The following is a 25782-nucleotide window of genomic DNA, read 5'->3' as shown; positions in this document are numbered from 1 at the left end:
CCATGCGTGTGGTCCTCCCCGCCGGAACGACCGAGACTGCCCTGATCGACGGCATCAGCGCCGCCGGGGCCGCCCCGGAGCTGATGGAACACACGCCCTCCGCGGACGTCGAGATCCTCGCGTACGGGGAACCCGTCATGTCGCCGGTGACGCCGGTGAGCCCGAACGGCTGTCCGACGCCCGCGGCCGTGACCCGCGCCGTTCGCGAGGTCATCGACTTCGACGTCGCGGTCGTCGACGCGGGGCTCACCCAGTCGACGGCCGCGCCGACGGTCGATCTGGGCGTCGAACCCGGGACCGACGTCCGTGAGGCCGTCGCCGTGCCGTCGGCGGACGCGGTCTTCGACCGCGCCTACGACTACGGCGTGAGCCTCCCCGACGACGAACTGCTGATCGGCGAGACGGTCCCCGGCGGCACGACGACCGCGCTCGGCGTCCTCACCGCGCTCGGCGAGCCGACCGCCGTCTCATCGTCGCTGCCGGAGAATCCGATCGAGCGCAAGCGCCGCGTCGTCGACGAGGCACTGGCCGCGAGCGACCTCGAGCCCGGCGACTGCGAGGGCCGCCCGCTCGCGGCGATCGAAGCGGTCGGCGACCCCGTTCAGCCGACGGTGGCCGGGATCGCCGCCGGCGCGCTCGAGGCCGGCACCGCGGTGACGCTGGCCGGCGGCACGCAGATGATCGCCGTCGCCGCCGTCCTGCGTCACGCCGGGATCGACGCCCCGCTATCGATCGCGACCACGTCGTTCGTGGCCGACGAGCAGGGCGACCGGCTCGAGGCGGCCTGTGAGCAGGTCGGGTGCGATCTCACCGTCACCGATCCCGGCTTCGACGGACGCGACCACGTCGCGATGGAACGCTACTGCGCCGGCGAGGCCAAAGAGGGCGTCGCCATGGGCGGCGCGCTCTCGCTGGTCCCCGACGATGAGATGGCTGCGGTCAGGGACCGGCTCGAGGCGGTCTGTGCCCGGCTCGGGATCGACGGTACGGGTGAAGGGAGTTCAGTGGCGGAGGGGAGCCGTGGACCCTGACGCGATCCAACGCGGGGAGCGGGTCCCTCACGGCGGCGAGACCGACCGGGACCTGCTCGACTTCTCGGCCAACACCAACCCGCGGACCCCCGACGGGGTCGCGGACGTCTACACGGCCGCGCTCGAGGACTCCAGACGCTATCCGGACGACGACTATCCCGAGTTCCGGGCCGCCGCGGCCGAATTCGTCGGCTGTGCCCCCGAGCGGGTGATCCCGTCCCCCGGCGGGCTCGCCGCGATCCGGCTGGCCATGGAGTCCGTCCTCGAACCGGGCGACGAGGCGCTGGTGCCGTACCCGAGCTTCGGCGAGTACGCCCGGGAGATCCGGCTGCAGGGGGCCACGCCGCGGTTCGTCCGCTACGACGACCTGCTCGACCTCGGACCGACCACCCTCGAGCCGTGCGCGCTGGCGGTCGTCTGTACGCCGAACAACCCGACCGGCGACGCCGTCGACCCGGACGCGCTCGCGTCGTTCGCGGCCCGCTGTGCCGCGGCCGACACGACGCTCCTCGTCGACGAGGCGTTCCTCGGGTTCACCGACCGGCCGTCGATGGCGCGGTTGGACCGCGAGAACGTCGTCGTCGCGCGCTCGCTCACCAAGCTCTTCGGGCTGCCGGGGCTGCGGGCCGGCTTCGCCGTGGCGAGCGGCGACCGACGCGACGCGCTCGAGACCGCCCGTCGATCGTGGTCGCTCGGCACGCCGGCGGCTCGCGTCGGGACGCATTGCCTTCGACAGGACGACTTCGTCCGAGACACGCGCGAGCGGGTCGCGGACGAGCGTGACCGGCTTCGTGAGGCCCTCGAGACCCGGTTCGACGTCCACCCCTCGGAGGCCCCGTACCTGCTGTGTGATGTCGGCGACCGCGACGTGGCGACGGTGATCGCCGACGCGCGGGCCGCCGGCGTCGCCGTCCGGGACGCGACGACGTTCCGTGGGCTGGATTCACACGTCCGCGTCGCCGTCAAGGACCGCGCGGCGAACGACCAACTGCTCTCCGCGCTGGGCGTTCGCGACGCCGACGAGGGCGGCGACGACTGACGATGTCCGACCCCGACCCGGCCTACGGCGCGATCCGACGCGACGGCGTCCTCCGCGTGGGTCGGCCGGCCACCGAGTGGCTCTCGACCGGGCCGAACGGCGGGCGTCAAACGGCCGATCACGCCTACAACATCTCGGTGCCCGAGGGCTGGGAACGGACGGATCTGGCCGCCTACGTCGGGGAACGCCTCGAGCGAGCGGGCTTTGACCCGGCGGGTACGATGCGCCGCGGGCCGGCCCTGCTGACCGGCGTCGATATCGACGACGCGCGCGGCGCGTGCCGCGGGCCGGTCACGGTCTACGCGACTGCCGGGATCTCGAACCCAGCCGCGTTACCGATCGAGCGGTCACGCGAGGCGGCGGACCGAACCGACGGGGGCGATGCAGACCCCCTCGCACCCGACGAGGCGGCCCAGGGACAGGGTCGGGGGACCGTCAACGTCGTCGTCGGTACGACCCGGTCGCTCGCGCCGGGCGCGCTCGAGAACCTGATCGCCGTCGCCGCGGAGGCCAAAGCCGCGACCTTGCTAGCAGAAACCGGGTTTCCGGGGACTACGACCGACGCGATCGTCGTCGGCCACGACCCCGAGGGCCGGCCGGCCGAGTTCTCCGGCAGCGGGACCGAGGTCGGCGCCGCGACCCGCGCCTGCGTTCGAGACGCCGTTCGGGCGTCGCTCCGGGCCCACTACGCCGACCGCGACGCGGACGCCCCGGACTCGGTCATCGACGCCACCTACGGCGTCTCCACCGACGGCCGTGCCGCGGTCTTTCGGCCCCCGCTCGAGTGACCTCTCGAGCGACGGTCATCGACGGTTCGGCGACGGCTACAGAACGCCGACGTACTGCAGGCCCGCGATCAGCACGATCGCGACGACTAAGACGAGTTTGAACAGCCAGGGCGGAACGTCCTTCCGGATTCGGAGGGCCCAGTCCATGCAGGAAAATGTGATTCTAGTCACAACAATCTTCGGTCGGGTTCCGAGCGCGAACCCGCGACGTCGGTTCGCCACACCGCGGCGGTTCCAACCCGACAGTTAACCCGTCTCGAGCCCAACCGTCGGCCGATGGACGATCCGTCAGGGACCGACGACCAACCGGGCGAGGACGACCCGAGGGCCATCCGGTCGATCGCGCTGTCGCCGGAGGACGCCGTCGATGCCTACGTCTACGGCCGGGAGAACCCCGGTGACGCCGTCCTCCGAGTCACGCCGCCGTTCCACGGCCGGATGCGGGCCCGGATCCACGTCTACCGCCGCGACGACACCGAACTGACCGGCGCAGTACATCTCCCGCCGGCTGACGTCATCGCCGACGATGTCGTCGCCGACTACCCCGACCTCGAGTCGGCGCTCGCCGACGCGGACGCCGACCCCGACTCCGACGCGGCCGAGCGGATCCGAAAGCGACACGCCGAGTCGGTCGCGGCGTGGCGAGAGCGCGCCCGCGAGGCGATCGTCGAGACGGTCGCCCTCGAGACCGACGAGGGGTCGCGGCGGGTCGAGATCAAGACGGTGGGGTGACGCGGCGCGACCGCGTCCGCCGACCGGTCCGACTCGAGGCGCGGCCTTCGGCCTCGAGCGTCGCTCCGTCCCGCACTTTCACTTCCACTCCGGACGGATCGGTTTGATGAACAGTCGGTCTCACTGTACGGTATGCAACTGACACTCGAGCGGACCGACGACCGAACCGAGCGCAGCGAGGCCGACACCGCCGTCACTGCGGCCGCGGACCCGGCCGGCCGGCAGCGACGGCGCATCGACGTCACCGACCGCCGCGCGGCGGGCCTCGAGGCGTTCGTCCGGACGAACGTCGATACCGACGCCGTCTCGCTCGAACACCGCGGCGGTCGGACTTACCTGCTGCTCGAGGACTGACCTCGGGGAGTCGCGACCCGCGTCGCTCGAGCGGCCGCTGTCGCCCCGTATAAATAGTCTCGGCGTGACCGGAAGAAGACTCCTTAGAGGCGCTGCAGTCGGACCTCGTCGTCGGAGATCGACTCGACGTGGTCGTCGTCGAGCGGGTAGGTGTCCTCGTCGCGGTCGCCCCAGCCGAGTTTCGACTTGATCGAGTCGGTCATTCCCGGGTCGGGATCGACGTGGGCGGTCCCGCCGCTGACCGATTTGACCATGCCGATCTCATCGCCGTTGGCATTGACGACCCGTTTCCCCTCGTCGTCGTCGGTGAAGTGTGCGGACATGCACGTTCCCCTCCGCGGGGCGTCGCGGTATAGACTGGCCCTGCATCTGCCCGGGATCGCCGACCCGCCGGGCCTCGCGACGAGTCGATCGACCCGACCCGCTCCGCAATGGAACCGGTACGACTAATCGGCAGGAACCGACACCGCCGGTAATGAAACTCGCGCGGATCGCGACCGACGACGGACCGGTATCGGGACGGTACGAGGACGGCGTCGTTCACGCCGACGACGGGGTCTACGAGGTGGGGACGGACGCCGACTTCCTGCCGCCCTGCGAGCCCTCGGCGCTGTACTGTATCGGCCGAAACTTCGCGGCGACCATCGACCAGATGGAGTACGAACGCCCCGAGGAACCGGACTTCTTCATCAAGCCGCCGGCGTCGCTGGTCGGCCACCGGGATCCGGTTCCCTATCCGTCGTTCAGCGACGAGGTGACCTACGCCGGCGAACTCGCGGCCGTCATCGACGAACCCTGCCGGAACCTCTCCGAGGACGAGGTCCCCGAAGTCGTCCGGGGCTACACGATCATGAACGATGTGGACGCGCTCGATCAGGGTGGGCGCACACCCAGGAAGGCCTTCGACGCCTCTGGCCCGCTGGGCCCGTGGATCGAAACCGCCGTCGACCCGACCGGGATCGACATGTACACCGACGTGGCCGGCGAGCGCCGCCAGGAGGCCAACACCGAACTGATGCTGTTCGATCCCGACGAGATCATCGCGTATCTCTCCCAACGGGTCACCTTCCGGCCCGGCGACGTGGTCTCGTTCGGCAGTCCGGCCAACCCCGGCCTCGTCGACCCCGGCGACACCGTCGAGATTACCTACGAGGGCGTCGGCACGCTCCGGAATACCGTCGTGAACTCGAGCGAGCGCGAGACCCTGCCGCTCGAGGGAGAGTCCGTTCGAGCATAGTTCGTCGCGCGAATGCACCGGCCGGTCCTACGACCGTCTCCCCGAACCCCTATCATCGAAGGGCAAACACGGATGCCTCAAGCGCCCCTAATTGGACCGATGTCGATGGACGAATTCGACCTAGAGGAACTGCTCGAGACAGGTGGGCCACAACTGAAGACGAGTCTCCCCGGCGTGGTCGTAACGACGAAACTCACCGACGCGGATGCGGACGAACTGGAAGCGGTTCACCGCCGGCAACTGGAGTACGCGCTCGAACACGCCGAAGAAGCGAAGGAAGCGACTCGAATGTGATTACGGGCGTCGGGTCCGAAAAAGTCGCGTTCTAGAGTGACACTCCGCAGCGCCGAACGGCGTGCGTGACGGGACGTGACCGGTCGACCGCCGCTCGACGAGAGACCGAACCGCCGGGTAGAAAGGCACTTCACGGCGACCGCCCACCGACGACACGTGAGCGCCGACACCCGACGCGTCGAGGTCTACCCCGGCCGCGAGGTCGTCGTCGAGTTCGACCCCGAACTCACCTTCGAGTGCGTCGACGACTGCACGTGGTGCTGTCACCATGGCGTGTTGCTGTACGATCGGGACCTCCTCGAGTTGGCCCAGCGGGCGAACCTCTCGGAGACGACGACCGACTTCCGCGGCGAGAAGTTCGTCACCCGCGAGCCCAAAGAGCGCGACGACCACGTCGCCGAGGACGGCCACGCCTGTGCCTTCCTGCGCGAGGACGGCCTCTGTACGCTCCATCTCGAGGAGGACTGGAAACCCACCCGGTGTTCGGTCTTTCCACTCGCCGTCCGGCTCGAGGACGGTGACCTCCACGTCGACATTCGGGACTCGGCCCACGACCACTGCGAGGGACTGAACGTCAGCGAGCGGTCGGTCATCGACAACCTCGATGCGTTCCTCCCGGAAGTGCTGTGGGACCTCGAGAACCCCGACTCGGACCGGGAACTGTAGCGGTGCCCCCACCGAACCTCCCGTAAATGGCAAACGGCCGTCAGCTATTTTCCCGTGACAGATAAATAGATGAACAGTATCGTGGGGAGAGCTACCACGACTCTCCAAGCGTTTAAAGGGCTGCCGCACGTAGTTAAACTGTGACAGAAGACTCCGGGCGGCGGAACCTCCGTATGCCCAACAGCGACGAAGTATTCGCCGTCGTAACCGAACACCTCGGTGGCAATCACGTCCAACTGCGGTGTGAAGACGGCAAGGAACGGCTCGGCCGCATCCCCGGGCGCATGAAATACCGCACCTGGATCGAGCCAGACGACATCGTCGTCGCCGAGCCGTGGGACTGGCAGGACGAGAAGGCCACGATCGAGTGGCGCTACACCGGCCAGGACGCGGATCAACTGCGTCGCGAAGGCCACATCGATTGAACCACGCGACCGGGTCCGACAACTACTAGCTTTCTCTCGAGACGACGACCTACCTAGCAACAGCTCCTCCTCGAGCCGTGAAAAATCGGACGACGAGGCCGACTGTGTTAACAGAAGTACACCCAGTAGGTGTGGCCGTCCGAACAGGTAACCGTCGTGTGGTCGCCAAACGCCGCGACCGACTGCCGTATCTTCACATCGACCTCCTCACGTGGAAGGGAGACCGTCGCGCTCTCCCCGCAGTGCGGACAGGTGACCGCTTTCGTCGCGATTGCTTGCATTGTCGTTCCCCGTGGTATAGTATGGCACGAGGGAGCATAACTGTTCGTCGCGGTCCGATCGCTCGCGGTCGACGCGTGTCGCGGCGAAACTGATCTACCGGACGGCGAACGCCGTTACGTTCGACCGTCGGTCCGTGCCTCGACGCGCATTTCGACGTACCGATCCGCCCACGTCCGGACGTGCCGCCGGATGGACTCGCGGACGGTCGAGATGAGTCCGTCCGTCGGGGCGTGATCGACGTGATCGGCGTCGTCCTCGAGTGCGGACTGCTCGCCCGGCTTCCGTGGCCCTTCTGGAAAACTCATCGTGCTAGTACGTACCGTAGTTAGTGTGATAAAGATTGAGGATATTTCCGCCACGCGGGAGCCCACGAGCGCGCTCCACTGTCTTCAGCCGCACTTGCCGCCATATGAACGGGTCACATGGACGGGACAGACGAAAATACTCTTGTTTCGGACCTCCGATAGCAGCGTTCACGCCTCAATGACCGATACGTCAACGTCGCCGAGCATCCAAAAGACGCTCCTCAAGTACCAACACGTGTTCGTGTTTCTCGCGCCGCTTTTGTTCGTCGTCGGCGTCTACTTTGTCGCACCGACCCCGGCGGATGCCGGGACTGGCTACTGGCTCGAGTACTGGTGGCTGTTCGTCGCGTTTCTCATCGGCGCGACCATCGTCAACACCGTCGGGATCAGCGGCTCCGCGCTGTTCGTTCCCTTCCTCATCTTCGTCTTCCCGCTGGTCGCGTATCCGCTCGAGCCGAACACACTGGTGAAGATCGGCCTCATCAGCGAGTCCTTTGGCCTCTCGAGTTCCGCGCTGGCGTTTATCCAGTACGGGCTGGTCGATCGACGGCTCGGGACGGCGCTGATCCTCGGTGGCGTTCCGTTCGTCGTCGCCGGAGCCCTGCTGTCGTTCGTCATCCCGGAACCGCTGTTTCACGCCCTGCTCGGGGTCGCGCTCCTGGCCGCGGCGTACCTCCTGCTCAAGGCGAACCTCAGTCACGAGGAGCCCGGCGGTGGCGGCGGCGACGAGGCGGTGGCGGCCGACGGTGGCGCCGCCGAGTTGCCAAACGACGCGAACAAGCTCGGTCCCGCGGGGGTCGAAACGAACGACGCGGGGACCGTGACGCGGGTCGACCGTGACGGCAACGACTACCGCTACTCCCGGAGCGGCTACCTCGAGCGGTTCGCCAACTACAGCGTCGGCGGCGTCTTTCAGGGCCTCGCCGGGTTCGGAATCGGTGAACTGGGCATTATCTCGATGCTCCGGACCGACGTCCCCGTTCGCGTCGCGATCGGGACCAACCACATCGTCGTCGCAACGACGGCCGTGTTGGCCTCGCTCGTTCACGTCTTCGGCGGCGGGCTCGTGCCCGGCGGACACACGATGGACCTCGCCTCGACGCCGTGGAATATGGTCGTCTGGACGGTTCCCGCGACGACGCTGGGCGGACAGATCGCCCCCTACGTCTCGGCGGCGCTCGATACGAGTACCATCAAGAAAGGCGTCGGCGGCCTGTTCGCGATCATCGCCGTCGCGCTGTTCCTGATGGCCTCCGGCGGGATCTGAGCGGGACGTTCGCTACTCGCCTCGAGATCGGTTCCACCTCGAACCGCCGACCGAGGCCCCGTGTCACCGGGTCGCCTGTTTCCACTCTCGGAGCCCGACGGTCTCCCCGTCGAGCGCCGTCGGGTCCGCCTCGGTCGCCGCCCAGACGAACATCGGCGCGACGGAGTCCGGATCGCGGCCGGTCCCGCCCGAGAGGTCCGTCGCGACAGTACCGGGATCCAGACAGCCGACGACGTACTCGGTGTCCGCGGCGAACCCGCGAGCTACCGCCTCCGCCGTCGCCTTCGAGATCGCGTAGGAGCCGTAGCCCGCGCTCCCGTCTCGAGCGACCGCACCCGTCGGGACGAGGGCCCGCGCGCCGTCGTTCAGGTGGGGCAGCGACTCGCGGATGGTCGCGTACGCGCCGCGCCCGTTCGTCCGCCAGTGGTCGTCGAACGCCGAGTACGACTCGTCGTCCATCGGCGTCCGCCCCGGTTCGCCGTGATAGACCCCTGCCGCGGGAACGACGACATCGATTCCGCCCTCCGAGCCCGCTCGCGCGGCGGTCTCGGTCAGCCGTTCCACGTCGTACTCGTCCCGGACGTCGGTCCGGTGCCCGTCGGCGGTCCCGCCCGCCCGCTCGAGGTCGTCGATGGTCGCCGCGACGTCGTCGGCGTCTCGAGCGCCGACGACGACGGTCGCCCCCTCGGTCGTGAACGCTTCGGCGACGGCACGGCCGATGCCGCGCGTACCGCCGGTCACGACGGCTGTCGTTCCGTCCATACGTCCGCTACGCGAGCCAGCCACAGGAATCCCCGGGGAACGCACGGCTGCCGGCGGACGGAAGCCGTCCATCGCTCACCCTCCCCGATAACCGGTCGGGTTCCCTACCTATGTGTGAACCACGTTTAACACAGGTCGGCTACTCATGTCGACCATGCAATCGCTGGCCGGTGAGTCGGTCGTCGTGATCGGGAGCGGGATCGGTGGGCTCTCGACGGCCTGTTATCTCGCCGATGCGGGTGCCGACGTACGCGTCATCGAAAAGAACGAACAGCTCGGCGGCCGGGCGAGCCGACTCGAGAAAGACGGGTTCCGGTTCGATATGGGGCCCTCGTGGTATCTGATGCCCGATGTCTTCGAGCGCTTTTTCGCCGAGTTCGGCCGGACGCCGAGTGACTATTACGACCTCGAACACCTCGATCCACACTATCGGATCTTCTTCAAGGACGGAGACCGGGTCGACGTCACGCCGGACTTGGAGCGGACGAAAGACGTCTTCGAGGAGTACGAACGGGGGGCGGGCGAGGCCCTGGAGCGATACCTCGAGAAGTCCAAAGAGAACTACGAGGTCGGGATGGAACACTTCGTCTACGAGGACCGGCCGCGGCTGCGGGACTACCTCGATCTCGACGTCGCCCGACAGGCTCGCGGCCTCTCCCTGCTGGGTTCGATGCAGGGCCACGTCGAGGGCTACTTCGACCACCCGAAACTCCAGCAGATCATGCAGTACACGCTGGTGTTTCTGGGCGGTTCGCCGACGAACACGCCGGCGCTGTACAACCTGATGAGCCACGTCGATTTCAACCTCGGCGTCTGGTACCCCGAGGGCGGGATCGGCGCGGTCATCGACGGGATCACGGACCTCGGCCGGGAACTCGGCGTCGAGTACGAGACAGGTCGCCCGGCGACGGAGATCAAGGGACGTACGGGCGGGTTCGAGGTCGAGACCGCCTCGGGACCGATCCCGGCGGATCTGGTCGTCAGCAACGCCGACTACGCTCACACCGAACAGGAGCTTCTCACCCCCGAACGGCGCGGCTACGACGCCGACTACTGGGAGGACCGGACCTACGCGCCCTCCGCCTTCCTGCTCTATCTGGGCGTCGAGGGTGAGGTCGACGAACTCGCACATCACACGCTCGTGCTGCCGACCGACTGGCAGGACCACTTCGACAAGATCTTCGAGGACCCACAGTGGCCCGACGACCCCGCCTACTACCTGTGTGTCCCCTCCGAAACGGACGACACCGTCGCGCCCGAGGGCCATAGCACCCTCTTTGCCCTCGTCCCGATCGCACCCGGCCTCGAGGACACACCCGAAATCCGCGACGAGTACCGCGATCGGGTCCTCGCGGACATCGCCGCGAACACGGGCACCGACCTCCGAGACCGGATCGTCCTCGAGGAACGGTTCACCGTTTCCGACTTCGCGAACCGGTACAACAGCCACGACGGGACGGCACTGGGGATGGCCCACACCCTCCGCCAGACGGCGCTTTTCAGGCCGCCACACCGCTCGAAAGAAGTCGACGGACTCTACTTCGTCGGCGGCGATACCACGCCCGGAATCGGCATGCCCATGTGTCTCATCAGCGGCGAACTGACCGCCGACGCGGTCCTCGACGATCACGGGACCGCACGCACGCCGTGACGGCCGCTCGAGCGGTCCGGCGGACCGAACGCACCGGGCGACGCGTTCGCTCGGAGCGAGACGACCGACCGCGCCGCGGACGTCGGCGCGGGACAGCCTCGAGACCGCATCGATGACCTCGGAACCGACCGCAGCGGGCGAGACCGACCGCGGCGAGCAGCTGTCGTACCTGCTGTCGCTTTCGCGGCCGCGGTTCTGGCTCTATCTCGCGGGGCCGGTCGTCGTCGGCGTCGCCTACGCCGCCGACGCCCCCGACGAGCTGTTCACGCCGGCCACGGTCGCGCTGTTCGTCTACTTTCTCCTGCCGGCCAACGTCTTCCTCTACGGCATCAACGACCTCTACGACCGGGAGATCGACGCCGCGAACCCGAAAAAGGAGGATCGGGAGACGCGCTATCGAGGACAGGGGTACGTCCCGGCGGCCGTCGGGCTCTGTGCGGCGCTGGCGATCCTGCTCGTCCCGCTAGTCGGGGCGGCCGCGGTGCCCTGGCTCGCGGCCTTCCTCCTCCTCGGGGCGGCCTACAGCGCCCCGCCGGCGCGACTCAAGACGACGCCGCTGCTCGATTCGGTCTCGAACGGGCTCTACGTCACGCCCGGGATCGCCGCGTACGCGGCTGTCGCCGGCACCGGACCGCCCCTCCTCGCGATCGGCGGCGGCTGGCTCTGGGCCATGGGGATGCACACCTTCTCCGCGATCCCCGACATCGAACCGGACCGCGAGACGGGGATTCGTACGACCGCGACGATCCTCGGCGAACCGCGGACCTACGCCTACTGCGGCGCGTGCTGGCTCGCCAGCGCCGTCGCCTTCGGCGCGATCGACGTTCGACTGGGCGCGTTGCTCCTCGTCTATCCCGCGCTCGTGGCCGCCATCGCGACCGCGAGCGTCGCCGTCGACCGCGCGTACTGGTGGTTCCCGGCGATCAACACCGTCGTCGGCGCGGCGTTGACTATGGGCGGGCTCTGGAGGCTGCTGTATGGATAGCGGTGAGCCGACCGCGCCGGGGTCAGAGTCCGATGCCTCGAGTCCGCGTTCCGGCGACGCGACCCTCGACGATTCGACCCGAGCGACCGTCCAGCGCCGCCTCGAGGCGCTGATCCGCGAGAACCGGTTTACCATCGCGGTCGTCTTCCCCGTGATCGGTGCGGTGACGCTGGTCGCCAGCGCCGAGGGGCTGCTCCCGGCGGCGCTGTCGTACAACCCGCTGCTGATCCTGTTCGGGACGCTGGTGATGCGCTCGCCGCTGGTCGTCGCCCTGTTACCGCAGGTCGACAGACGGGCGGCCCTGCCGTTGACCGTCCTGATCGCCTACACCTACGGGATCGAACTGCTGGGCGTTCGGACGGGCTGGCCCTACGGGACCTTCGAGTACGGGATCAGCCTCGGGCCGATGCTCGGCGGCGAGGTGCCGCTTGCCCTGCCGCTGTTTTTCGTCCCGCTGGTGTTGAACGCGTACCTGCTGACGTTGCTGGCGCTTGGCGACCGGGTTGCTCGGCTCGTCCCCCGACTGCTCGGCGCAATCGCCGCCGTGGTAGCGGTCGATCTGGTCCTCGATCCGGCGGCCGTCGCCATCGGCTTCTGGTCGTACGTGCCGCCCGGCGGCTACTACGGCGTCCCGCTCTCGAACTACCGAGGCTGGCTCCTCTCTGGGACCGTCGCCGTCGTCCTCGTCGAACTCGCCTTCGACCGGCGGGCGCTCGTCGACCGCGTCCGGGCCTGCGAGTTCGCGCTGGACGACCTGGTGAGCTTCGTCCTCCTGTGGGGTGCGATCAACCTCCTCTATACGAACTGGCTGGCGGCCGGGGTGGCCGGCGCGTTCTGTCTCGGCCTGCTCCGGACCGACCGCTACGACCTCGGGATGGTCCGAGGAACGTAACGGGGAGTCCAGCCGGCGTCGAACGCAGTCGAGTATGCCGGCCACTCGCTTTTGCTCGTGGCCCTCGTGGCCCCCGTATGGCGACCAAAGAACCCCTCGAGTGTCCGGTCTGTCGCGAGCCGCCAAGGGCCGGCCGGCAACTCGAGGACCATCTGGTCGACGAACACGAAAAGCGCAAGCTGGCGAAGTTCATCGTCGCCGAGACGGCGGCGCTGACGACCGACGACGTCTCGGAGTGATCAGACGAACAGGCTCGAGATGGCGTCGCCCAGCAGGAGTAGTAACACGACTGCGGCGACGGTTATCGCGAGCCAGACGCCGAGACCGATCGCCGTCGTCCGGGCCATGCGTTTGTCGTTGCCGGTGATATCGGACCCTGTGTCCGTGGACATACCGTCGGTTACGGGACCGGTCACAACGAAGGAATAGCCACCATATCGAGGGGTTTCAAAAGCTACCGCGTCGGGATACCGTCGCCGTGTTCGGGCCCGTGACGGCTGGGCTCGCGGGTCGGCACCGCCGACACCCGCTGGAACACCGCTTCCGGATCCCGGTTCCAGTGCCAGTGCCAGCGCGTCTTCGCGAGACACCACAGCTTCCGAGCCGTCGACAGCGACGGCTCGGCGGAGAGGACGTCGTACTCCTGGGCGCGGATGAGCGAGTGGTGTTCCGCATAGAGGACCGCCGCCAGCAACACGGGCAGCTGGCAGTCCTCGGGGAGATACCGGATGCCGGCGACCCCTTCTCGGTAGAGATCCTCGGTTCGTTTGAGTTCGGCCTCCATCGCCGCCGCGAACGACTCGGAGTGTTCGAGGCGTTCGACCTGCGCCGGATCGACGCCGTGTTCACGAAGCGTCTCCTGTGGGATGTAGATCCGATCTCGCTCGACGACGTCTTCCCGAACGTCCCGCAGGAAGTTCGTCATCTGGAACGCCTCGCCGAGTGTCACCGCGTGGGGGATCGCCGTCTCCTCGGCCTCGGGCTCCATGATAGCGGTCATCATCACGCCGACCGCAGCCGCCGACCCGCGCATGTACGACTCCAGGTCCGCGTAGGTCTCGTACCGGTGGGTGTCGATGTCCGTCGCCATCGCGTCGATGAAGACGTCGACCTCGCGGTCGCTGATGCCGTATCGCTCCCGAAGCTCGACGAACGCCTCGAGGACCGGATCGTCGGGCTCGCGTTCTCCCAGTGCCTGTTCCCGGAGTTCCTCGAGTTGTGCGCGCTGTTGGGCCGGGTCGACGCCCGCGGCGTCGTCGACGACCTCGTCGGCGATCCGAAAGAACGCGTAGAGGACGTGCGTGGCGTGTCGCACTCGCTCGGGGAGAAACCGCGTCGCGAGATAGAACGTCTTCCCGGTCCGCTTCTGTATCGCCTTGCCTGCGTCGATGTGTTCCTGTTGCATTCTCTGTTGCTGACCCTACCCGCCGGCGAACGGATGTATACGGTACGACAGGAGAGTATAAAGTAGCATACCCTCACTATGTTCAGAATCGCTGTCGGACGACGGTCCCGCTCCCGACACAGTCCCATCGACCGACGGATCGGACTGCCATGAGTCGGCTCCGGTGTGACTGCAGGACGGAGACGGTCGCACCGGGAACTCGGGACACCGATCCGTCTCAGTCGAACAGTTCCTCGAGGACCTTCCGCTGGGCGGTCCGGAGGTGCTGGTGGAACGTCGACCGGGAGATATCCATCGAGTCGGCCAGTTCCTCGCCGGAGATGTCGCGGGGCCACTCGAAGTAATTCGCGTGGTACGCCTTTCGCAACGCCAGCAACTGCCGGTCGGTCAGCGACGACTCGAGCCGCGCCGAGACGTCGTGTGGCCGTTGGCTCGGCTCCTCCTGTTCGTGGTAGCTGATCAGTTCGACCCGATCGTACCGACGTTCGAGGAGGTCGTACGCGGAGCGAGCGGACCGGCTGTCGGGAAACTCGACGGCGAGGTCGGCGACGCCGTCGCTGACCGACAACTCCTGTACTACCGCGCCGTGTTCGTTCAGCGCCGTTACTGGGCCGTCCCCCGCGGTGACCTCGAGGAGGGTCCCGCCGTCGTTTTTCGAAAGGACCGAGAGGTCGCGGACGTCCGCGTCCGGTGCGAGGACCGCCTCCTGGTCGATCTCGCGATCGGCATACAGGAGCAACTGCGGCGTCTCGTCGGCGTCGTAGGTCAGCCCGCGGTAGCTGATCGTCGCATCGACGCGCTCGGACAGCGACGTGACGAACAGCGACGGGTCCTCGACGGCGGCCTCGATCGAGACGACGGCCTCGCTCGTGAGCATCCGCCTGGCCTCGAGGGCGTTCATCGCGGTCGCGACCGTCCCAGCGAGCGACTCGAGGACCAGCGACTCCCGCTCGTCGAAGGCATCCGTTTCGTCGGCAAACACCACGAGGACGCCGTAGGTCACGTCGCCGTAGGCAAGCGGCAACGCGGCGACCGACTGGAACCGCTCGCCGGCTCCCACGGGCCACCAGCGGTCGGCGTCGTCGAACGCGTCGATATCGTCGATCACCTGTGGCTCGCGGTCGACGAAGGCCCGGACGGCGGGATGGGACTCGTCGCTCTCGAGGACGAGTTCGTCGTCCTCGAGCGGGACGTCGTCGCGACTGTCCCACTCGCGGGGCGAGAGCCGCTGTCTCGTGACGTCGACCCGGCCGGTCCAGGCGAGGACGTACGGATCGGTGTCGGTCAACCGCGTACAGACGTCGCGCTCGAGGGCCGCCCGGGTCTCCGCACCGACCGCCGCATCGGTGATCTCGGTGACGAGCCCGTCGACCCGCTCGAGGACGTGTTCGACGGTTTCCCGTTCCGCACGGATTCGGCGTTCGTTCTCCTCGGCGGCGATCTCGGCCAGTTTCCGGTCGGTGATCTCGAGGTGAACCAGCGACGCCAGCCGCCGGCCGTCGTGTGAAAACCGGGTGACACGCATCAGGAACCAGCGCTGCTGATCGGGCGAGTGACACGGGTACTCCATCGAAAACGCGTCCCGGTCGCCCGCGAGGACGGCCTCGATCCCCTCGACCGCCCGCCGGGCGTGTTCGTCCTCGGCCGTCGTGGCGTTCGCGAGGTAGTCGACACCGACGTGATCCGTGGGACCGTCCGCGGGACCGAACTCGCGCCAGGAACGATTGGTCAACAGGATCTCTCCGTTCTCATCGATGAGTGCGACGGTGATCGGAAGGTCCTCGAGCGCCGACGCAGCGAGTTCGTGCCGAGTGCCCATCGGTCCGACGTACGGGATTGGCCCTCTTAACACGATTGGACGGTCGTGCGTGCTGGACCGAACCGCTCGGCCCCAGCATCTCGGCGATCCTCGCCCCACCGATGTCCGACGAGCAGACCACTGTGAGCGACGTCAGCGACTGCTCATGCTCTCATCGAGACGTTTAATTGGCTGTTTGATAGTTTCGACAACGCTTTTATTACTGTTCGTGGACGGCTCCCACGGAGATCCGGCGTCCCGGACTGCCGAACCGACGACTCGAGCGCTGAATCGGGCGGCCCGCCGGCCCGCGGCTCGCCCGTCGACGGGCGCTCGAGGACGGCGGCCGATCCGTCGAGCCGATCTCCGAACTCGTCCACGCGACCGCCGGTCGTGGTCGTCGTTCGGTCGCCGACTGACCGGCGGTCGCGCCGTCCACGCTTTCCCCTGTCAGACGCGGTCGCGGCCGATCGTCGCGATCGGCCGCTCGACCCGTCGGAACCGGTGAGAGATCTCCGAATGTGAACAAATACCTATGTATGGTCATGACATAGAGTAGCTCATGGCACAGGATCAAGCGACGCGCGGACGGTCACGGTGTCGCAACTGTGGCTTCGAAGCACCCGGCGGAGACGACGACTGGCGGCGGATCGAGGTCCCGAAACTGGGCCGGATGACCCAGTGTCCGGACTGTGAGAGTACGGACGTCATCACCACCCGCTGAGTTTCACCCGACGAGCGTCGGGCCGGCCACGAACAGACTCTTCAACGGCTCGCCCCTACTGCGGGTATGAGCAACGAACCAGCGGAAACCCCGTCGGGCGACGAGGAGTGGCGCGACCGACTGAGCGACGAGGAGTACCGAATCCTCCGGGAAGCGGGAACCGAGCCGGCGTTCAGCGGCGAGTACGTCGACCACAAGGAAGACGGCACCTACGCCTGTGCCGGCTGCGGTGCCGAACTGTTCGACTCCGAGACGAAGTTCGAGTCCGGCTGTGGCTGGCCCAGCTTCTACGATACCGACAGCGACCGGGTCGAAACCCGCCTCGATACGAGCCACGGGATGCGACGGACGGAAGTGGTGTGTGCGAACTGCGGCGGTCACCTGGGTCACGTCTTCGACGACGGCCCCGAACCGACCGGCAAGCGATACTGCATCAACTCCGTCGCGCTGGATTTCGACGACGAGTGATGGCCCGACTCGAGGGGGCTTCGCCGGCGACTGCACATGGACGGGCCACCGGCCGTCGTTCGGACGGGCTGCGGCGGTAGCGACTGCACGGCCGACCGGTAGCGACCGCCGAGTTCCGAGATTCAACCCGAGCGGCAAATAGGGCCGGTATCTAAACGAAACTGGCCCATTATGTCCAATATTCAACCACCAATCGATCTCCTTCCGGAACATTCATACTTCAGGTGGCGGAACGGTCGACCATGACGCCCGAAGCGACACCGGTCGGACGAGAGGCGGACAGGGCGAGCGACGTCGTCGCCGCGGTCGACGAGATCGACGGTCGGCCGCATCTCGTCGTCGCCGACATCGCTCGAGACGACGCCTGGATCGCGATGGCCGAGTCGGCGGCCGTCGCCGTCGAAGACCACCGGTAGGCCGCTCGGGAGTTTTCTCACGCCGTCGCGGGCTTCGCCAGCGACCGCTCTCGCCCTCGCGATGCGCCTACGGATCGTCGACGGTAACGGCGACACGGACGTTATCCGGCGGGACTCGAGCGGCGAACGCGTGTCGATTCCAGCGAGCGCGACCGGACCGATGGGTTCTATCGGCCGGAGGTCGTATCGGGAACGATGGCTTCCGAACGGCCGCTCGATGGCGCTCGACTCCTCGTCGTCGCACCCACCGAAGCGAGACCCGAGCCGCTGGCGAGCGTCCTCGACGACGACGCGTTCGACGCGACCGCGGTGTCGACCGCCACGGCGGCGCTCGAGCGCCTCGAAACGACGTCCGTCGACTGTCTGTTGACCGTCCAGTCGCTCCCGGATCGGAGCGGGCTCGCCCTCCTCGAGGCGGTCAGGGAACGCGAGCCCGACCTGCCGGTCGTCCTCGCACCGATCGACGGCGACGAGTCGGTCGCGAGCGCGGCGATCGCCGCGGACGTCTCGGCGTACGTCCCCCTCGACGGCTCCCCCGACGGACCGGACGAGGACCTCCGGCCGGCGATCGAACGGGCGCTGTCGGCCGCCAGCGGTCGCCGGTGGCGGCGGGACCGCGCTCGAGCGTTCGACGCCGTCTTCGACGATCCGGAGGCGTACGGCTGGCTGCTCGCGCCGGACGGGACCGTGCGGCGGGCCAACGAGCCCGCGCTCGAGGCGATCGACGCGACCGCGACCGACGTCCGCGGCCGCCCCTTCGCGGACCTCCCGTGGTGGGAGGCGACCGTCGACGGGGATGCGGTACTCCGAAACGCGATCGAGACGGCCGCGAGCGGGGAGACCGCACACCGGGAACTGACGCGCGTCCGCGCCGACGGTGCGGGCGTCTCCGGACGGGACGGGGGCGACGCCGCGGGGGAGACGGCCGATCCCGACCGGGGTCGAACGTTCGACGTGACCGTCCGCCCGATCCGCGACGAGTCCGGGACCGTCGTCTCGCTGTTCGCGCGGGCGAGCGACGTCACCGAGCGCGCCCGCCTCGAGCGGGAGTTACGCGAGTCCGAACAGCTACACCGCGTGACGCTCAACAACATGACCGATACGGTCCTCATCACCGACGACGACGGGGCGTTCACCTACGTCTGTCCGAACGTTCACTTCGTCTTCGGCTACTCCGACGACGAGATCCACGAGATGGGGACCATCGACGAACTGCTCGGGCCGGACCTCTTCGACCGCGACGAACTCGAGGCGGCCGGCGTCCTGACCAACATCGAGTGTACCGCCACCGACAGGGCGGGCCGGGAACACACCCTGCTTGTCAACGTCCGGGAAGTCTCGATTCAAGGCGGGACGACCCTCTACAGTTGCCGCGACGTGACGACGCGGAAACGCCGCGAGGAGGCGCTGACGGCGCTGCACCGAACCACCCGCAAGCTGCTGTACGCCGAGACGGACCGCGAGATCGCCGATATCGTCGTCGACGACGCGACGGACGTTCTCGACCTCGAGGCCAGCGCCGCGTACCTGTTCGATACGGACGAGAACGTCCTGCGGCCGGCCGCGTCCTCGCCGGCCATGGAGCGGTTACACGGCCCGGTCCGGGACCATCGGGCGACGGACGACAGCGTTCCCGGTCGCGTCTTCGTCGACGGCGAGAGCCGGTTCTTCGCGGACGTCCACGAGTCGCCGTCGCTTTCGAACCCCGGAACCGAACTGCGAAGCGTCGCGTACGTTCCGCTCGGGGACCACGGCGTCTTCGTCGCGGGCTCGAGCGAGCCGGACGCCTTCGACGACGTCGCTCGCGAGTTGACGGACCTGCTGGCCACGACCGCCGAGGCCGCGCTCGACCGCGTCGGGCGCGAGCGAACGCTGCGCGACCGCGACCGCGAACTCGAGCGGCGCAACCGCCAGCTCACCCGTCTGAACGGAATCAACGAGATCATCAGGGACCTCGATCAGGCGCTGGTCGGCGCGGAGACCCGCGACGAGATCGAACGCGCCGTCTGCGACCGGCTCACGACCGCGGATCGGTTTTCGTTCGCCTGGATCGGGGCGGCCGACGCCGGCGACGACCGACTCGCGATCCGCGCCGACGGCGGCGCGACCGAGGGCCGATCGTATCTCGACAGCGTGTCGCTCTCGCTGACCGAGGGCACCGAGCCCGCGGTCAGGACCGCGACCGACCGGGCGGTAACCGGCGTCGCGAACGTCGCCGACGGGCTCCGCGAGGAACCGTGGCGGTCGGAGGCGCTCGCCTGTGAGTTCCAGTCCGCCGTGAGCGTCCCGCTGTCCTACGACGACTTCACGTACGGCGTCCTGACCGTCTACGCCGATCGGCCCGACGCGTTCGACGAGATGGTCCGGACCGTCCTCGCCGAACTCGGGGAGACGATCGCCGCCGCGATCGCCGCCGTCGAGCGCAAGCGCGCGCTCCTCTCGGACTCGAGTACGCGCCTCGAGTTCGCGGTGGGCGACGAGACGTTCCTCTTTACCCGCCTCGCCCGGCGGACCGACTGCACCGTCTCGTTCGACGGCGGCGTTCGCCACCGCGAGGACGGCGCGACCGTCGTCGTGACGGTCGCGGGCGCGTCGCCAGACGACGTCGCCGCCGCGGCCACGGACCTCGTCACCGTCGATGGGGCGCGGGTCATCGGCCGCGACGGCGACGGGGACGGCTCCGACGAGGACGTCGGCGGGGCGGTCCTGCTCGACCTCTCGCGGCCGGTTCTCGCACTGCAACTCGCGGACCACGGGGTACTGCTGCGCGGCGTGGAAGCGACCCCCGACGACACGCGCGTCGTCGTGGACGTCCCCAGTTCCGTCGACGCGCGGGGCGGTGCCGACGTCGTCTCGACGGTGTTCTCCGAGGTCGAACTGCGGTCGAAGCGATCCGTCGAGCGGACGACCCCGCGTGACTTCCACGCGAGCCTCCGCGACCGGCTTACCGACCGCCAACTCGAGGTCGTGCGGCTCGCATATTACGGCGGCTACTTCGAGTCACCCCGCGCGCAGTCCGGCGAATCGATCGCCGAGACACTCGACATCTCGCCCGCAGCGTTTTACCGGCACGTCCGGACCGTCCAGCGGAAACTCTTCGCGATCGTGTTCGACGAGATCGGACTGCCGGCAAACCCGTCTCGGGGGGTTGAATAGTGAACCCCCACTAATCGCCGACGCTAGCTATCTGACGAATAGGTTCATCCTAATATCCCTATTATTCCTAAGTGCGACGAACGCACGATCAGCCGCGCTCGTCATCTCTCACATGCAACACAAAGACGCCGAACTCGACCCCGAGACGGAATCGACCTACGAGTGTTTCGAATGCGGTACTGTCGTCCGCGCTGCCGCGCCGGACGCCTGTCCCGAGTGCGGGGCCGAAATGCGAAACCGGCGCACACCGATCGAGTAACGATGTCATCACAAAAGCGTTCTTCGCCGTCGAACCGGGAAGCAACGGCTGAATCGTCCGACCCGGAAACCGCACTCGAGACGGCACGCCGGCAACTCGATCGTGCCGCCGCCCGACTGGACGTCGACGACGCGGCCCTCGAGCGGCTGCGCCACCCCGCGTCGGTCCACGAGGTAACGGTACCCCTCGAGCGCGACGACGGATCGGTCGAGGTCTTCACCGGCTACCGGGCCAAACACGACAGCGTTCGCGGCCCCTTCAAGGGCGGGCTGCGCTATCATCCCGACGTGACCCGCGACGAGTGTGTCGGGCTCTCGATGTGGATGACCTGGAAGTGTGCGGTGATGGACCTGCCCTTCGGCGGCGCGAAAGGCGGGATCGTCGTCGACCCCAAGCGCCTGAGCGACGACGAGACCGAACGGCTCACGCGGCGGTTTGCACAGGAACTGCGCGACGTGATCGGGCCGAAGACGGACATCCCCGCGCCGGACATGGGGACCGATCCGCAGACGATGGCGTGGCTGATGGACGCCTACAGTATGCAGGAAGGCGAGACCATCCCCGGCGTCGTCACCGGCAAACCGCCCGTCATCGGCGGCAGTTACGGCCGCGAGGAAGCGCCAGGCCGAAGCGTCGCCATCGTCACTCGGGAGACCTGCGAGTACTACGACTACCCCCTCTCCGAGACGACCGTCGCCGTTCAGGGCTTCGGCAGCGTCGGTGCCAACGCCGCCCGCCTGCTCGCCGACTGGGGCGCAACCGTCGTCGCCGTCAGCGACGTCAACGGCGGGGTCTACGACCCGGACGGGATCGACGTCGCGGCGATCCCCTCCCACGACGAGGAGCCCGAAGCCGTCACCCGGTTCGCGGCCGGCCTCACCGAGGACGACAGTCCGCGCCGGCTCTCGAACGAAGAATTGCTCGAACTCGACGTCGACGTTCTAGTCCCAGCCGCGATCGGCAACGTCATCACCGCCGACAACGCCGACGCCATCGCCGCGGACATCGTCGTCGAAGGTGCCAACGGCCCGACGACGTTCGCGGCCGACACCATCCTCGAGGAACGCGGGATCCACGTGATCCCGGACATCCTCGCGAACGCGGGCGGCGTCACCGTCTCTTACTTCGAGTGGCTCCAGGACATCAACCGCCGCGCGTGGGCGCTCGAGCGGGTCAACGAGGAACTCGAGTCCGAGATGGTCCGGGCCTGGACCGCCCTGAAAGACGAGGTCGAACGGGCGGACGTCTCGTGGCGCGACGCCGCCTACGCCGTCGCGCTCGAGCGGGTCGCCGAGGCCCACGAGGCGCGCGGCCTGTGGCCGTAACACGACCGTAGAAACGGCCCACTGTCGCCGCATCTCGAGACCCGTCGCCCCGTGATTTCGGCCCTCTATCGTTTCCGCGTGGCTCGGAGTCCGTTTGGATCGGGCGATCCGCGTTCCGATCGATCGCTGGTTGGCCGTCTCACTCGAGGTATTCGAGCGCTTCGTCGTCACTGACCTGGCCGAAGGTCCGGTAGTACTGGCCGACGGCGCGGAAATCGGCCGGCGTCTCCAGCGCGATGATCTCGTCGGCCTCCCGCTCGAGGTCGTCGATCGCGCGCGGGGAGCCGACGGGGACGGCGAGCCCGACCCACTCCGGGCCGGCCTCGCGGACCTGTCGGAGGCAGGCGGTCGCGGTCGCGCCGGTCGCGACGCCGTCGTCGACGACCAGCACGCGTTTTCCCGCCAGCTCCGGCAGCCCGTCACCCTCGCGGTAGCGGTCGGCCTTCTCGCGGGCGTTTGCGGCTTCCTCGGTGCGGATTTCCTCGAGGTATTTTTCGTCTGGATCGAGCCGCTCGAGCAGGCCGTCGTTGTACCAGACGCTACCGTCGCTGGCGACGGCACCCAGGGCCACCTCGGGGTTTTCCGGCGCACCCAATTTACGGGCGACGACCACGTCGATGTCGGCCGCGAGCGCGTCGGCGACCGGCCGCGCGACGGGCAAGGCACCGCGGGGAATCCCGAGGACGACGTCGACGTCGAGGCCACGACCTACGAGCGCTGCGGCGAGGCGGTCGCCGGCGTCGGTTCTGTCCTCGAACATGGCTCGAGCTACGACGGCGATCCATATTAGCTTCCGCCGTCGGTGCTGGCCACAAACCGGAACTCGCCTGCCGAACGGCTACACGGGACCGCTCGGGACGTAAGATATGGGTCGCCTCCAGCAAACGCTCTCGAACGTCAGCGACGACACTGGACGGGACAACGGCCGCGTCGGTATCGTCGGCGGCAGCGTCGCGTATCCGAACCAGCCCGCGCTGGCCGGGCGTGCGGCGCTGCGGACCGGCTCCGACCACGTCCGGGCGTTCGTCCCCGAACCGATCTACGAGGTCGTCGCGGGCCACTCACCGAACCTGCTCGTCGACCACTACGGCCGCGAGTCCTTCGCCGACGGCGCGATCGAACGGGCGCTCGAGGTGGCCGAGTGGGCCGACGCCGTCGTGATCGGCCCCGGCCTCGTCGACGCCGATCCCGACGCGGTATGCGAAGCGGTCGACCGCATCGAGACGCCGACCGTCGTCGATGCGCTGGCGATCGAACCCGCCCTCGAGGCCGACCTCTCGAACGTGATCCTGACGCCCAGTGGCTCCGAGGACGACCCGATCTACGAGGCCTACGGCTCGCTCGAGGCCTTTTCCGAGGAGACCGGCGCGGTCGTCACACTCACGGGCGGGGTCGACGAGATCGTCGCCGAGGGCGACCGGATCGAAAACGAGACCGGTACGTCGGCTATGACCGTCGCCGGCACCGGCGACACGATGGCCGGAATCACGGCCTCGCTGCTCGGGCAGGGGACCGACCGCCGGGAGGCCGCCGAGTTGGGCGCGTGGATCCTCGGCAAGACCGGCGAACTCGCGACCGCGGCGTACGGCCCCGGCGTCGTCGCGACCGACGTCATCGAGCGCATCCCCAAGGCGATCCGGTAGCCGCGAGTGCCGCTCGATCAGGACTCCCGCCGTCTTCGGAGCCGGCCCCGTACGATCGGCGTCGCCGGAAGGACGCCGACCCGGGTGCGTTCGATCTCAAGGACGTCGAACGCGTCGTGGCTGACGAACCGCTCGACGGTCTCGCGGTTCAGCTGACAGCCGCCCGCAGCCCGCTCCCAGATGGGGTTCAGTCGGTCCTGTACCCGCGCGCGCCAGCCGTCGTTGCGGACGTGTTCGAGAAAGCGCAGTTCCCCGCCCGGCGCCAGCACGCGGGCGACCTCGTCCAACGCTCGGTCGGGGTCACCGATCGTACAGAAGACCAGACTCGAGATCACGGTCTCGAACGCGTCGTCGACGTACGGCAGCGACTCCGCGCGGTCGTCCCGGAGCTGGGTCCGCAGGGCCGACCGGTCGGCCGTCGATGCCGCCCGACGGCGCATGTTCGGGTCCGGCTCGACGGCGTGATACTCGAGGTCGTCGTCGCCGCCCGCGGCGACGTAGGGGATCATCGCGCCCGTCCCCGCGCCGAGGTCGAGGACCCGCCCCGAGAGATCGGCCGCGAGATACTCACGGTGAGGGCCGACCAGCAGTCGGTCCGGCATACACCGGTCATAGAGGGCCGCAAAGCAGGGGTGGTCGATTCGCCGTTCACCCATTGTGCGCGAAGAGAGACCGCTTCCCATTGTGACTCGGTCCAACCGACGAGGGCCCGACTGATACCCGTTTTCCCGCCCGCTCGAGACTCCGGGGGTGTTCCGGCCTACTCTCGAGCGGTTTATGACCGAACACGCCGGTAGTCCCCGTATGAGCGACGATCGACTCCGCATGACGCCAGGGCCGACCGCGGTGCCGGCCGCCGTCCGCGACCGGATGGCCGAACCGACGCCCAACCCCGACGTCGAGCCCGAATTCTTCGAATTCTATCGAGACTTGACCGACGACCTCGGGGCGATCTACGGCGACGACGACATCGTGATCCTCGGCGGCGAGGGCATCCTCGGCCTCGAGGCCGCGGTCGCCTCGCTGGTCGAACCCGGCGACCGGGTACTGTGTATCGCCAACGGCCCCTACGGCGAGGGCTTTGCGGACTTCGTCGAGAGCTACGACGGCGAGGCGGTCGTCTGTGACTCCCCGTGGCGCGACTCCATCGATCTCGCAGCCGTCGAGTCTCACCTCACGGACGGCTCGTTCGACGTCGCGACGATGGTCCACTGCGAGACGCCGACCGGCGTCCTGAACGACCTCGAGCCGGTCCTCGATCTCCTCGAAGACCACGGCGTCATCAGCGTCGTCGACGCCGTCTCCTCGCTCGGCGGGACGGCCGTGCCGACCGACCGGATCGACGTTTGTCTCGGCGCCTCCCAGAAGTGTTTCAGCGCGCCGCCGGGCCTGACCGTCGCCTCGGTCAGCGACCGCGCCTGGGCGACGATCGAATCGTTCGAGACCCGCGGCTTCTACACCGATCTCGAGCCCTGGCGCGACGCCGCCGACGAGGAGTGGTTCCCCTACACGCACCTGTCCGCGAACCTCTACGGACTCGGCGCTGCGATCGACCTACTGCTCGAGGAAGGACTCGAGACCGTCTTCGAGCGCCACGAGCGGGCCGCACGGCGGTGTCGCGAGCGGGCCGCCGACCTCGGGCTGTCGGTCTACCCCGACGACGCCCGGCCGTCGCCGACGGTGACCGCGCTCGAGGTCCCCGGCCGGGCAGAGGCGCTGCAGCGGACGCTGGCCGACGACCACGACGTCGTCCTCGCGACCGGGCTCGGCGACCTCGCCGACGACGTCCTCCGGGTCGGCCACATGGGACACAACGCTCGAGTCGACCGGGTCGAGCGAACGATGGACGCGCTGGCGACCGTCCTCGAGGAGTGACGC

At 68.2% G+C, this 25782-nt stretch carries 31 protein-coding genes; 22 read left to right on the top strand and 9 right to left on the bottom strand.

Features of this window, described 5'->3' with window-relative positions; all coding sequences use genetic code 11:
* The first annotated feature begins 2 nt into the window (after positions 1–2).
* From cobT to NP511_RS15625, 5 genes are all read left to right on the top strand, one after another.
* Positions 3–1031 (top strand): nicotinate mononucleotide-dependent phosphoribosyltransferase CobT, encoded by a 1029-nt coding sequence (gene cobT / locus NP511_RS15645; RefSeq protein ID WP_049966221.1) that lies wholly within the window; start codon positions 3–5, stop codon positions 1029–1031.
* Entirely contained in the window at positions 1021–2070 is a 1050-nt protein-coding gene (cobD, locus tag NP511_RS15640) for a threonine-phosphate decarboxylase CobD (protein ID WP_049966220.1), read from the top strand. Before cobT ends, cobD begins: the two co-directional genes overlap by 11 nt.
* A 2-nt stretch (positions 2071–2072) precedes the next feature.
* The gene (locus tag NP511_RS15635) at positions 2073–2858 is read left to right on the top strand and encodes an adenosylcobinamide amidohydrolase (protein ID WP_049966219.1); all 786 of its coding nucleotides are present in this window, start codon (positions 2073–2075) and stop codon (positions 2856–2858) included.
* Positions 2859–3134: 276 nt separating this feature from the next.
* Entirely contained in the window at positions 3135–3590 is a 456-nt protein-coding gene (locus NP511_RS15630; protein ID WP_049966218.1) for a DUF8009 family protein, read from the top strand.
* Positions 3591–3722: 132 nt separating this feature from the next.
* The gene (locus NP511_RS15625) at positions 3723–3944 is read left to right on the top strand and encodes a hypothetical protein (protein WP_049966217.1); all 222 of its coding nucleotides are present in this window, start codon (positions 3723–3725) and stop codon (positions 3942–3944) included.
* A gap of 83 nt (positions 3945–4027) precedes the next feature.
* Here the strand turns inward: NP511_RS15625 and NP511_RS15620 are convergent, their stop codons facing one another.
* Positions 4028–4267 (bottom strand): hypothetical protein, encoded by a 240-nt coding sequence (locus tag NP511_RS15620; RefSeq protein WP_049966216.1) that lies wholly within the window; start codon positions 4265–4267, stop codon positions 4028–4030.
* Between the two features lie 152 nt (positions 4268–4419).
* Between NP511_RS15620 and NP511_RS15615 the strand changes: the two genes are divergently transcribed.
* From NP511_RS15615 to NP511_RS15600, 4 genes are all read left to right on the top strand, one after another.
* The gene (locus NP511_RS15615) at positions 4420–5181 is read left to right on the top strand and encodes a fumarylacetoacetate hydrolase family protein (protein WP_049966215.1); all 762 of its coding nucleotides are present in this window, start codon (positions 4420–4422) and stop codon (positions 5179–5181) included.
* A gap of 99 nt (positions 5182–5280) precedes the next feature.
* On the top strand, positions 5281–5475 hold the full coding sequence (locus NP511_RS15610) for a hypothetical protein (RefSeq protein WP_136396898.1): 195 nt from the start codon (positions 5281–5283) through the stop codon (positions 5473–5475).
* Positions 5476–5631: 156 nt separating this feature from the next.
* Positions 5632–6141, top strand: a complete 510-nt coding sequence (locus NP511_RS15605) for a YkgJ family cysteine cluster protein (protein WP_049966213.1) — start codon at positions 5632–5634, stop codon at positions 6139–6141.
* A 173-nt stretch (positions 6142–6314) separates the two neighbouring features.
* A complete protein-coding gene (locus NP511_RS15600) occupies positions 6315–6566 on the top strand; it encodes a translation initiation factor eIF-1A (protein ID WP_006649520.1) in 252 nt (83 codons plus the stop codon).
* 107 nt (positions 6567–6673) lie between these two features.
* Here the strand turns inward: NP511_RS15600 and NP511_RS15595 are convergent, their stop codons facing one another.
* Complete coding sequence (locus tag NP511_RS15595) at positions 6674–6847, bottom strand: hypothetical protein (RefSeq protein WP_162834897.1); 174 nt, start codon at positions 6845–6847, stop codon at positions 6674–6676.
* A gap of 114 nt (positions 6848–6961) precedes the next feature.
* Positions 6962–7153, bottom strand: a complete 192-nt coding sequence (locus NP511_RS15590; protein WP_006649522.1) for a hypothetical protein — start codon at positions 7151–7153, stop codon at positions 6962–6964.
* A gap of 178 nt (positions 7154–7331) precedes the next feature.
* Here NP511_RS15590 and NP511_RS15585 point away from each other — a divergent pair, with 178 nt between their 5' ends.
* Positions 7332–8420, top strand: coding sequence for a sulfite exporter TauE/SafE family protein (locus NP511_RS15585; protein ID WP_049966212.1), 1089 nt, complete (start codon positions 7332–7334; stop codon positions 8418–8420).
* Positions 8421–8483: 63 nt separating this feature from the next.
* On the opposite strand, the gene NP511_RS15580 is transcribed toward NP511_RS15585, so the two are convergent.
* Complete coding sequence (locus tag NP511_RS15580; protein WP_049966211.1) at positions 8484–9182, bottom strand: SDR family NAD(P)-dependent oxidoreductase; 699 nt, start codon at positions 9180–9182, stop codon at positions 8484–8486.
* Between the two features lie 154 nt (positions 9183–9336).
* On the opposite strand from NP511_RS15580, the gene NP511_RS15575 reads away from it, so the two are divergent.
* The 4 genes from NP511_RS15575 (at position 9337) to NP511_RS15560 (ending at position 12949) form a co-directional block, all read left to right on the top strand.
* On the top strand, positions 9337–10833 hold the full coding sequence (locus tag NP511_RS15575; RefSeq protein WP_049966210.1) for a phytoene desaturase family protein: 1497 nt from the start codon (positions 9337–9339) through the stop codon (positions 10831–10833).
* A 112-nt stretch (positions 10834–10945) separates the two neighbouring features.
* Entirely contained in the window at positions 10946–11818 is an 873-nt protein-coding gene (locus NP511_RS15570) for a prenyltransferase (RefSeq protein WP_049966209.1), read from the top strand.
* Entirely contained in the window at positions 11811–12710 is a 900-nt protein-coding gene (gene cruF / locus NP511_RS15565; protein WP_049966208.1) for a bisanhydrobacterioruberin hydratase, read from the top strand. Before NP511_RS15570 ends, cruF begins: the two co-directional genes overlap by 8 nt.
* 77 nt (positions 12711–12787) lie before the next feature.
* The gene (locus NP511_RS15560) at positions 12788–12949 is read left to right on the top strand and encodes a hypothetical protein (RefSeq protein ID WP_006649528.1); all 162 of its coding nucleotides are present in this window, start codon (positions 12788–12790) and stop codon (positions 12947–12949) included.
* On the opposite strand, the gene NP511_RS15555 is transcribed toward NP511_RS15560, so the two are convergent.
* From NP511_RS15555 to NP511_RS15545, 3 genes are all read right to left on the bottom strand, one after another.
* Positions 12950–13102: a hypothetical protein gene (locus tag NP511_RS15555; RefSeq protein WP_006649529.1), complete on the bottom strand. Its 153-nt coding sequence runs from the start codon at positions 13100–13102 to the stop codon at positions 12950–12952. It lies immediately after the preceding gene.
* 62 nt (positions 13103–13164) lie between these two features.
* Positions 13165–14115 (bottom strand): phytoene/squalene synthase family protein, encoded by a 951-nt coding sequence (locus tag NP511_RS15550; RefSeq protein ID WP_049966207.1) that lies wholly within the window; start codon positions 14113–14115, stop codon positions 13165–13167.
* A 217-nt stretch (positions 14116–14332) separates the two neighbouring features.
* Entirely contained in the window at positions 14333–15934 is a 1602-nt protein-coding gene (locus NP511_RS15545; protein ID WP_049966206.1) for a bacterio-opsin activator domain-containing protein, read from the bottom strand.
* 541 nt (positions 15935–16475) lie between these two features.
* On the opposite strand from NP511_RS15545, the gene NP511_RS15540 reads away from it, so the two are divergent.
* From NP511_RS15540 to gdhB, 6 genes are all read left to right on the top strand, one after another.
* Positions 16476–16637 (top strand): hypothetical protein, encoded by a 162-nt coding sequence (locus tag NP511_RS15540; RefSeq protein WP_006179815.1) that lies wholly within the window; start codon positions 16476–16478, stop codon positions 16635–16637.
* A 66-nt stretch (positions 16638–16703) separates the two neighbouring features.
* A complete protein-coding gene (msrB, locus tag NP511_RS15535) occupies positions 16704–17105 on the top strand; it encodes a peptide-methionine (R)-S-oxide reductase MsrB (RefSeq protein WP_006649533.1) in 402 nt (133 codons plus the stop codon).
* A gap of 242 nt (positions 17106–17347) precedes the next feature.
* Positions 17348–17521, top strand: coding sequence for a DUF7556 family protein (locus tag NP511_RS15530; RefSeq protein ID WP_006649534.1), 174 nt, complete (start codon positions 17348–17350; stop codon positions 17519–17521).
* A gap of 195 nt (positions 17522–17716) precedes the next feature.
* Complete coding sequence (locus NP511_RS15525) at positions 17717–20677, top strand: bacterio-opsin activator domain-containing protein (RefSeq protein ID WP_049966204.1); 2961 nt, start codon at positions 17717–17719, stop codon at positions 20675–20677.
* A gap of 112 nt (positions 20678–20789) precedes the next feature.
* Positions 20790–20936, top strand: coding sequence for a rubrerythrin-like domain-containing protein (locus NP511_RS15520; protein WP_006179819.1), 147 nt, complete (start codon positions 20790–20792; stop codon positions 20934–20936).
* A 2-nt stretch (positions 20937–20938) separates the two neighbouring features.
* Positions 20939–22261: a glutamate dehydrogenase GdhB gene (gene gdhB, locus NP511_RS15515; RefSeq protein WP_006649536.1), complete on the top strand. Its 1323-nt coding sequence runs from the start codon at positions 20939–20941 to the stop codon at positions 22259–22261.
* A gap of 139 nt (positions 22262–22400) precedes the next feature.
* On the opposite strand, the gene NP511_RS15510 is transcribed toward gdhB, so the two are convergent.
* Positions 22401–23021, bottom strand: coding sequence for a phosphoribosyltransferase (locus NP511_RS15510; protein WP_049966203.1), 621 nt, complete (start codon positions 23019–23021; stop codon positions 22401–22403).
* A gap of 106 nt (positions 23022–23127) precedes the next feature.
* On the opposite strand from NP511_RS15510, the gene NP511_RS15505 reads away from it, so the two are divergent.
* Positions 23128–23904, top strand: a complete 777-nt coding sequence (locus NP511_RS15505) for an NAD(P)H-hydrate dehydratase (protein WP_049966202.1) — start codon at positions 23128–23130, stop codon at positions 23902–23904.
* Between the two features lie 17 nt (positions 23905–23921).
* Here the strand turns inward: NP511_RS15505 and NP511_RS15500 are convergent, their stop codons facing one another.
* Positions 23922–24560, bottom strand: a complete 639-nt coding sequence (locus NP511_RS15500) for a class I SAM-dependent methyltransferase (RefSeq protein ID WP_049966201.1) — start codon at positions 24558–24560, stop codon at positions 23922–23924.
* Positions 24561–24708: 148 nt separating this feature from the next.
* Here NP511_RS15500 and NP511_RS15495 point away from each other — a divergent pair, with 148 nt between their 5' ends.
* The gene (locus NP511_RS15495; protein WP_049966200.1) at positions 24709–25779 is read left to right on the top strand and encodes a pyridoxal-phosphate-dependent aminotransferase family protein; all 1071 of its coding nucleotides are present in this window, start codon (positions 24709–24711) and stop codon (positions 25777–25779) included.
* Positions 25780–25782 lie beyond the last annotated feature (3 nt).

This window comes from Natrinema thermotolerans (assembly GCF_031165565.1).
Classification (GTDB): domain Archaea; phylum Halobacteriota; class Halobacteria; order Halobacteriales; family Natrialbaceae; genus Natrinema; species Natrinema thermotolerans.
Note: the sequence above shows the minus strand (reverse complement) of the source record. Positions and strands in the feature narration are given on the sequence as shown.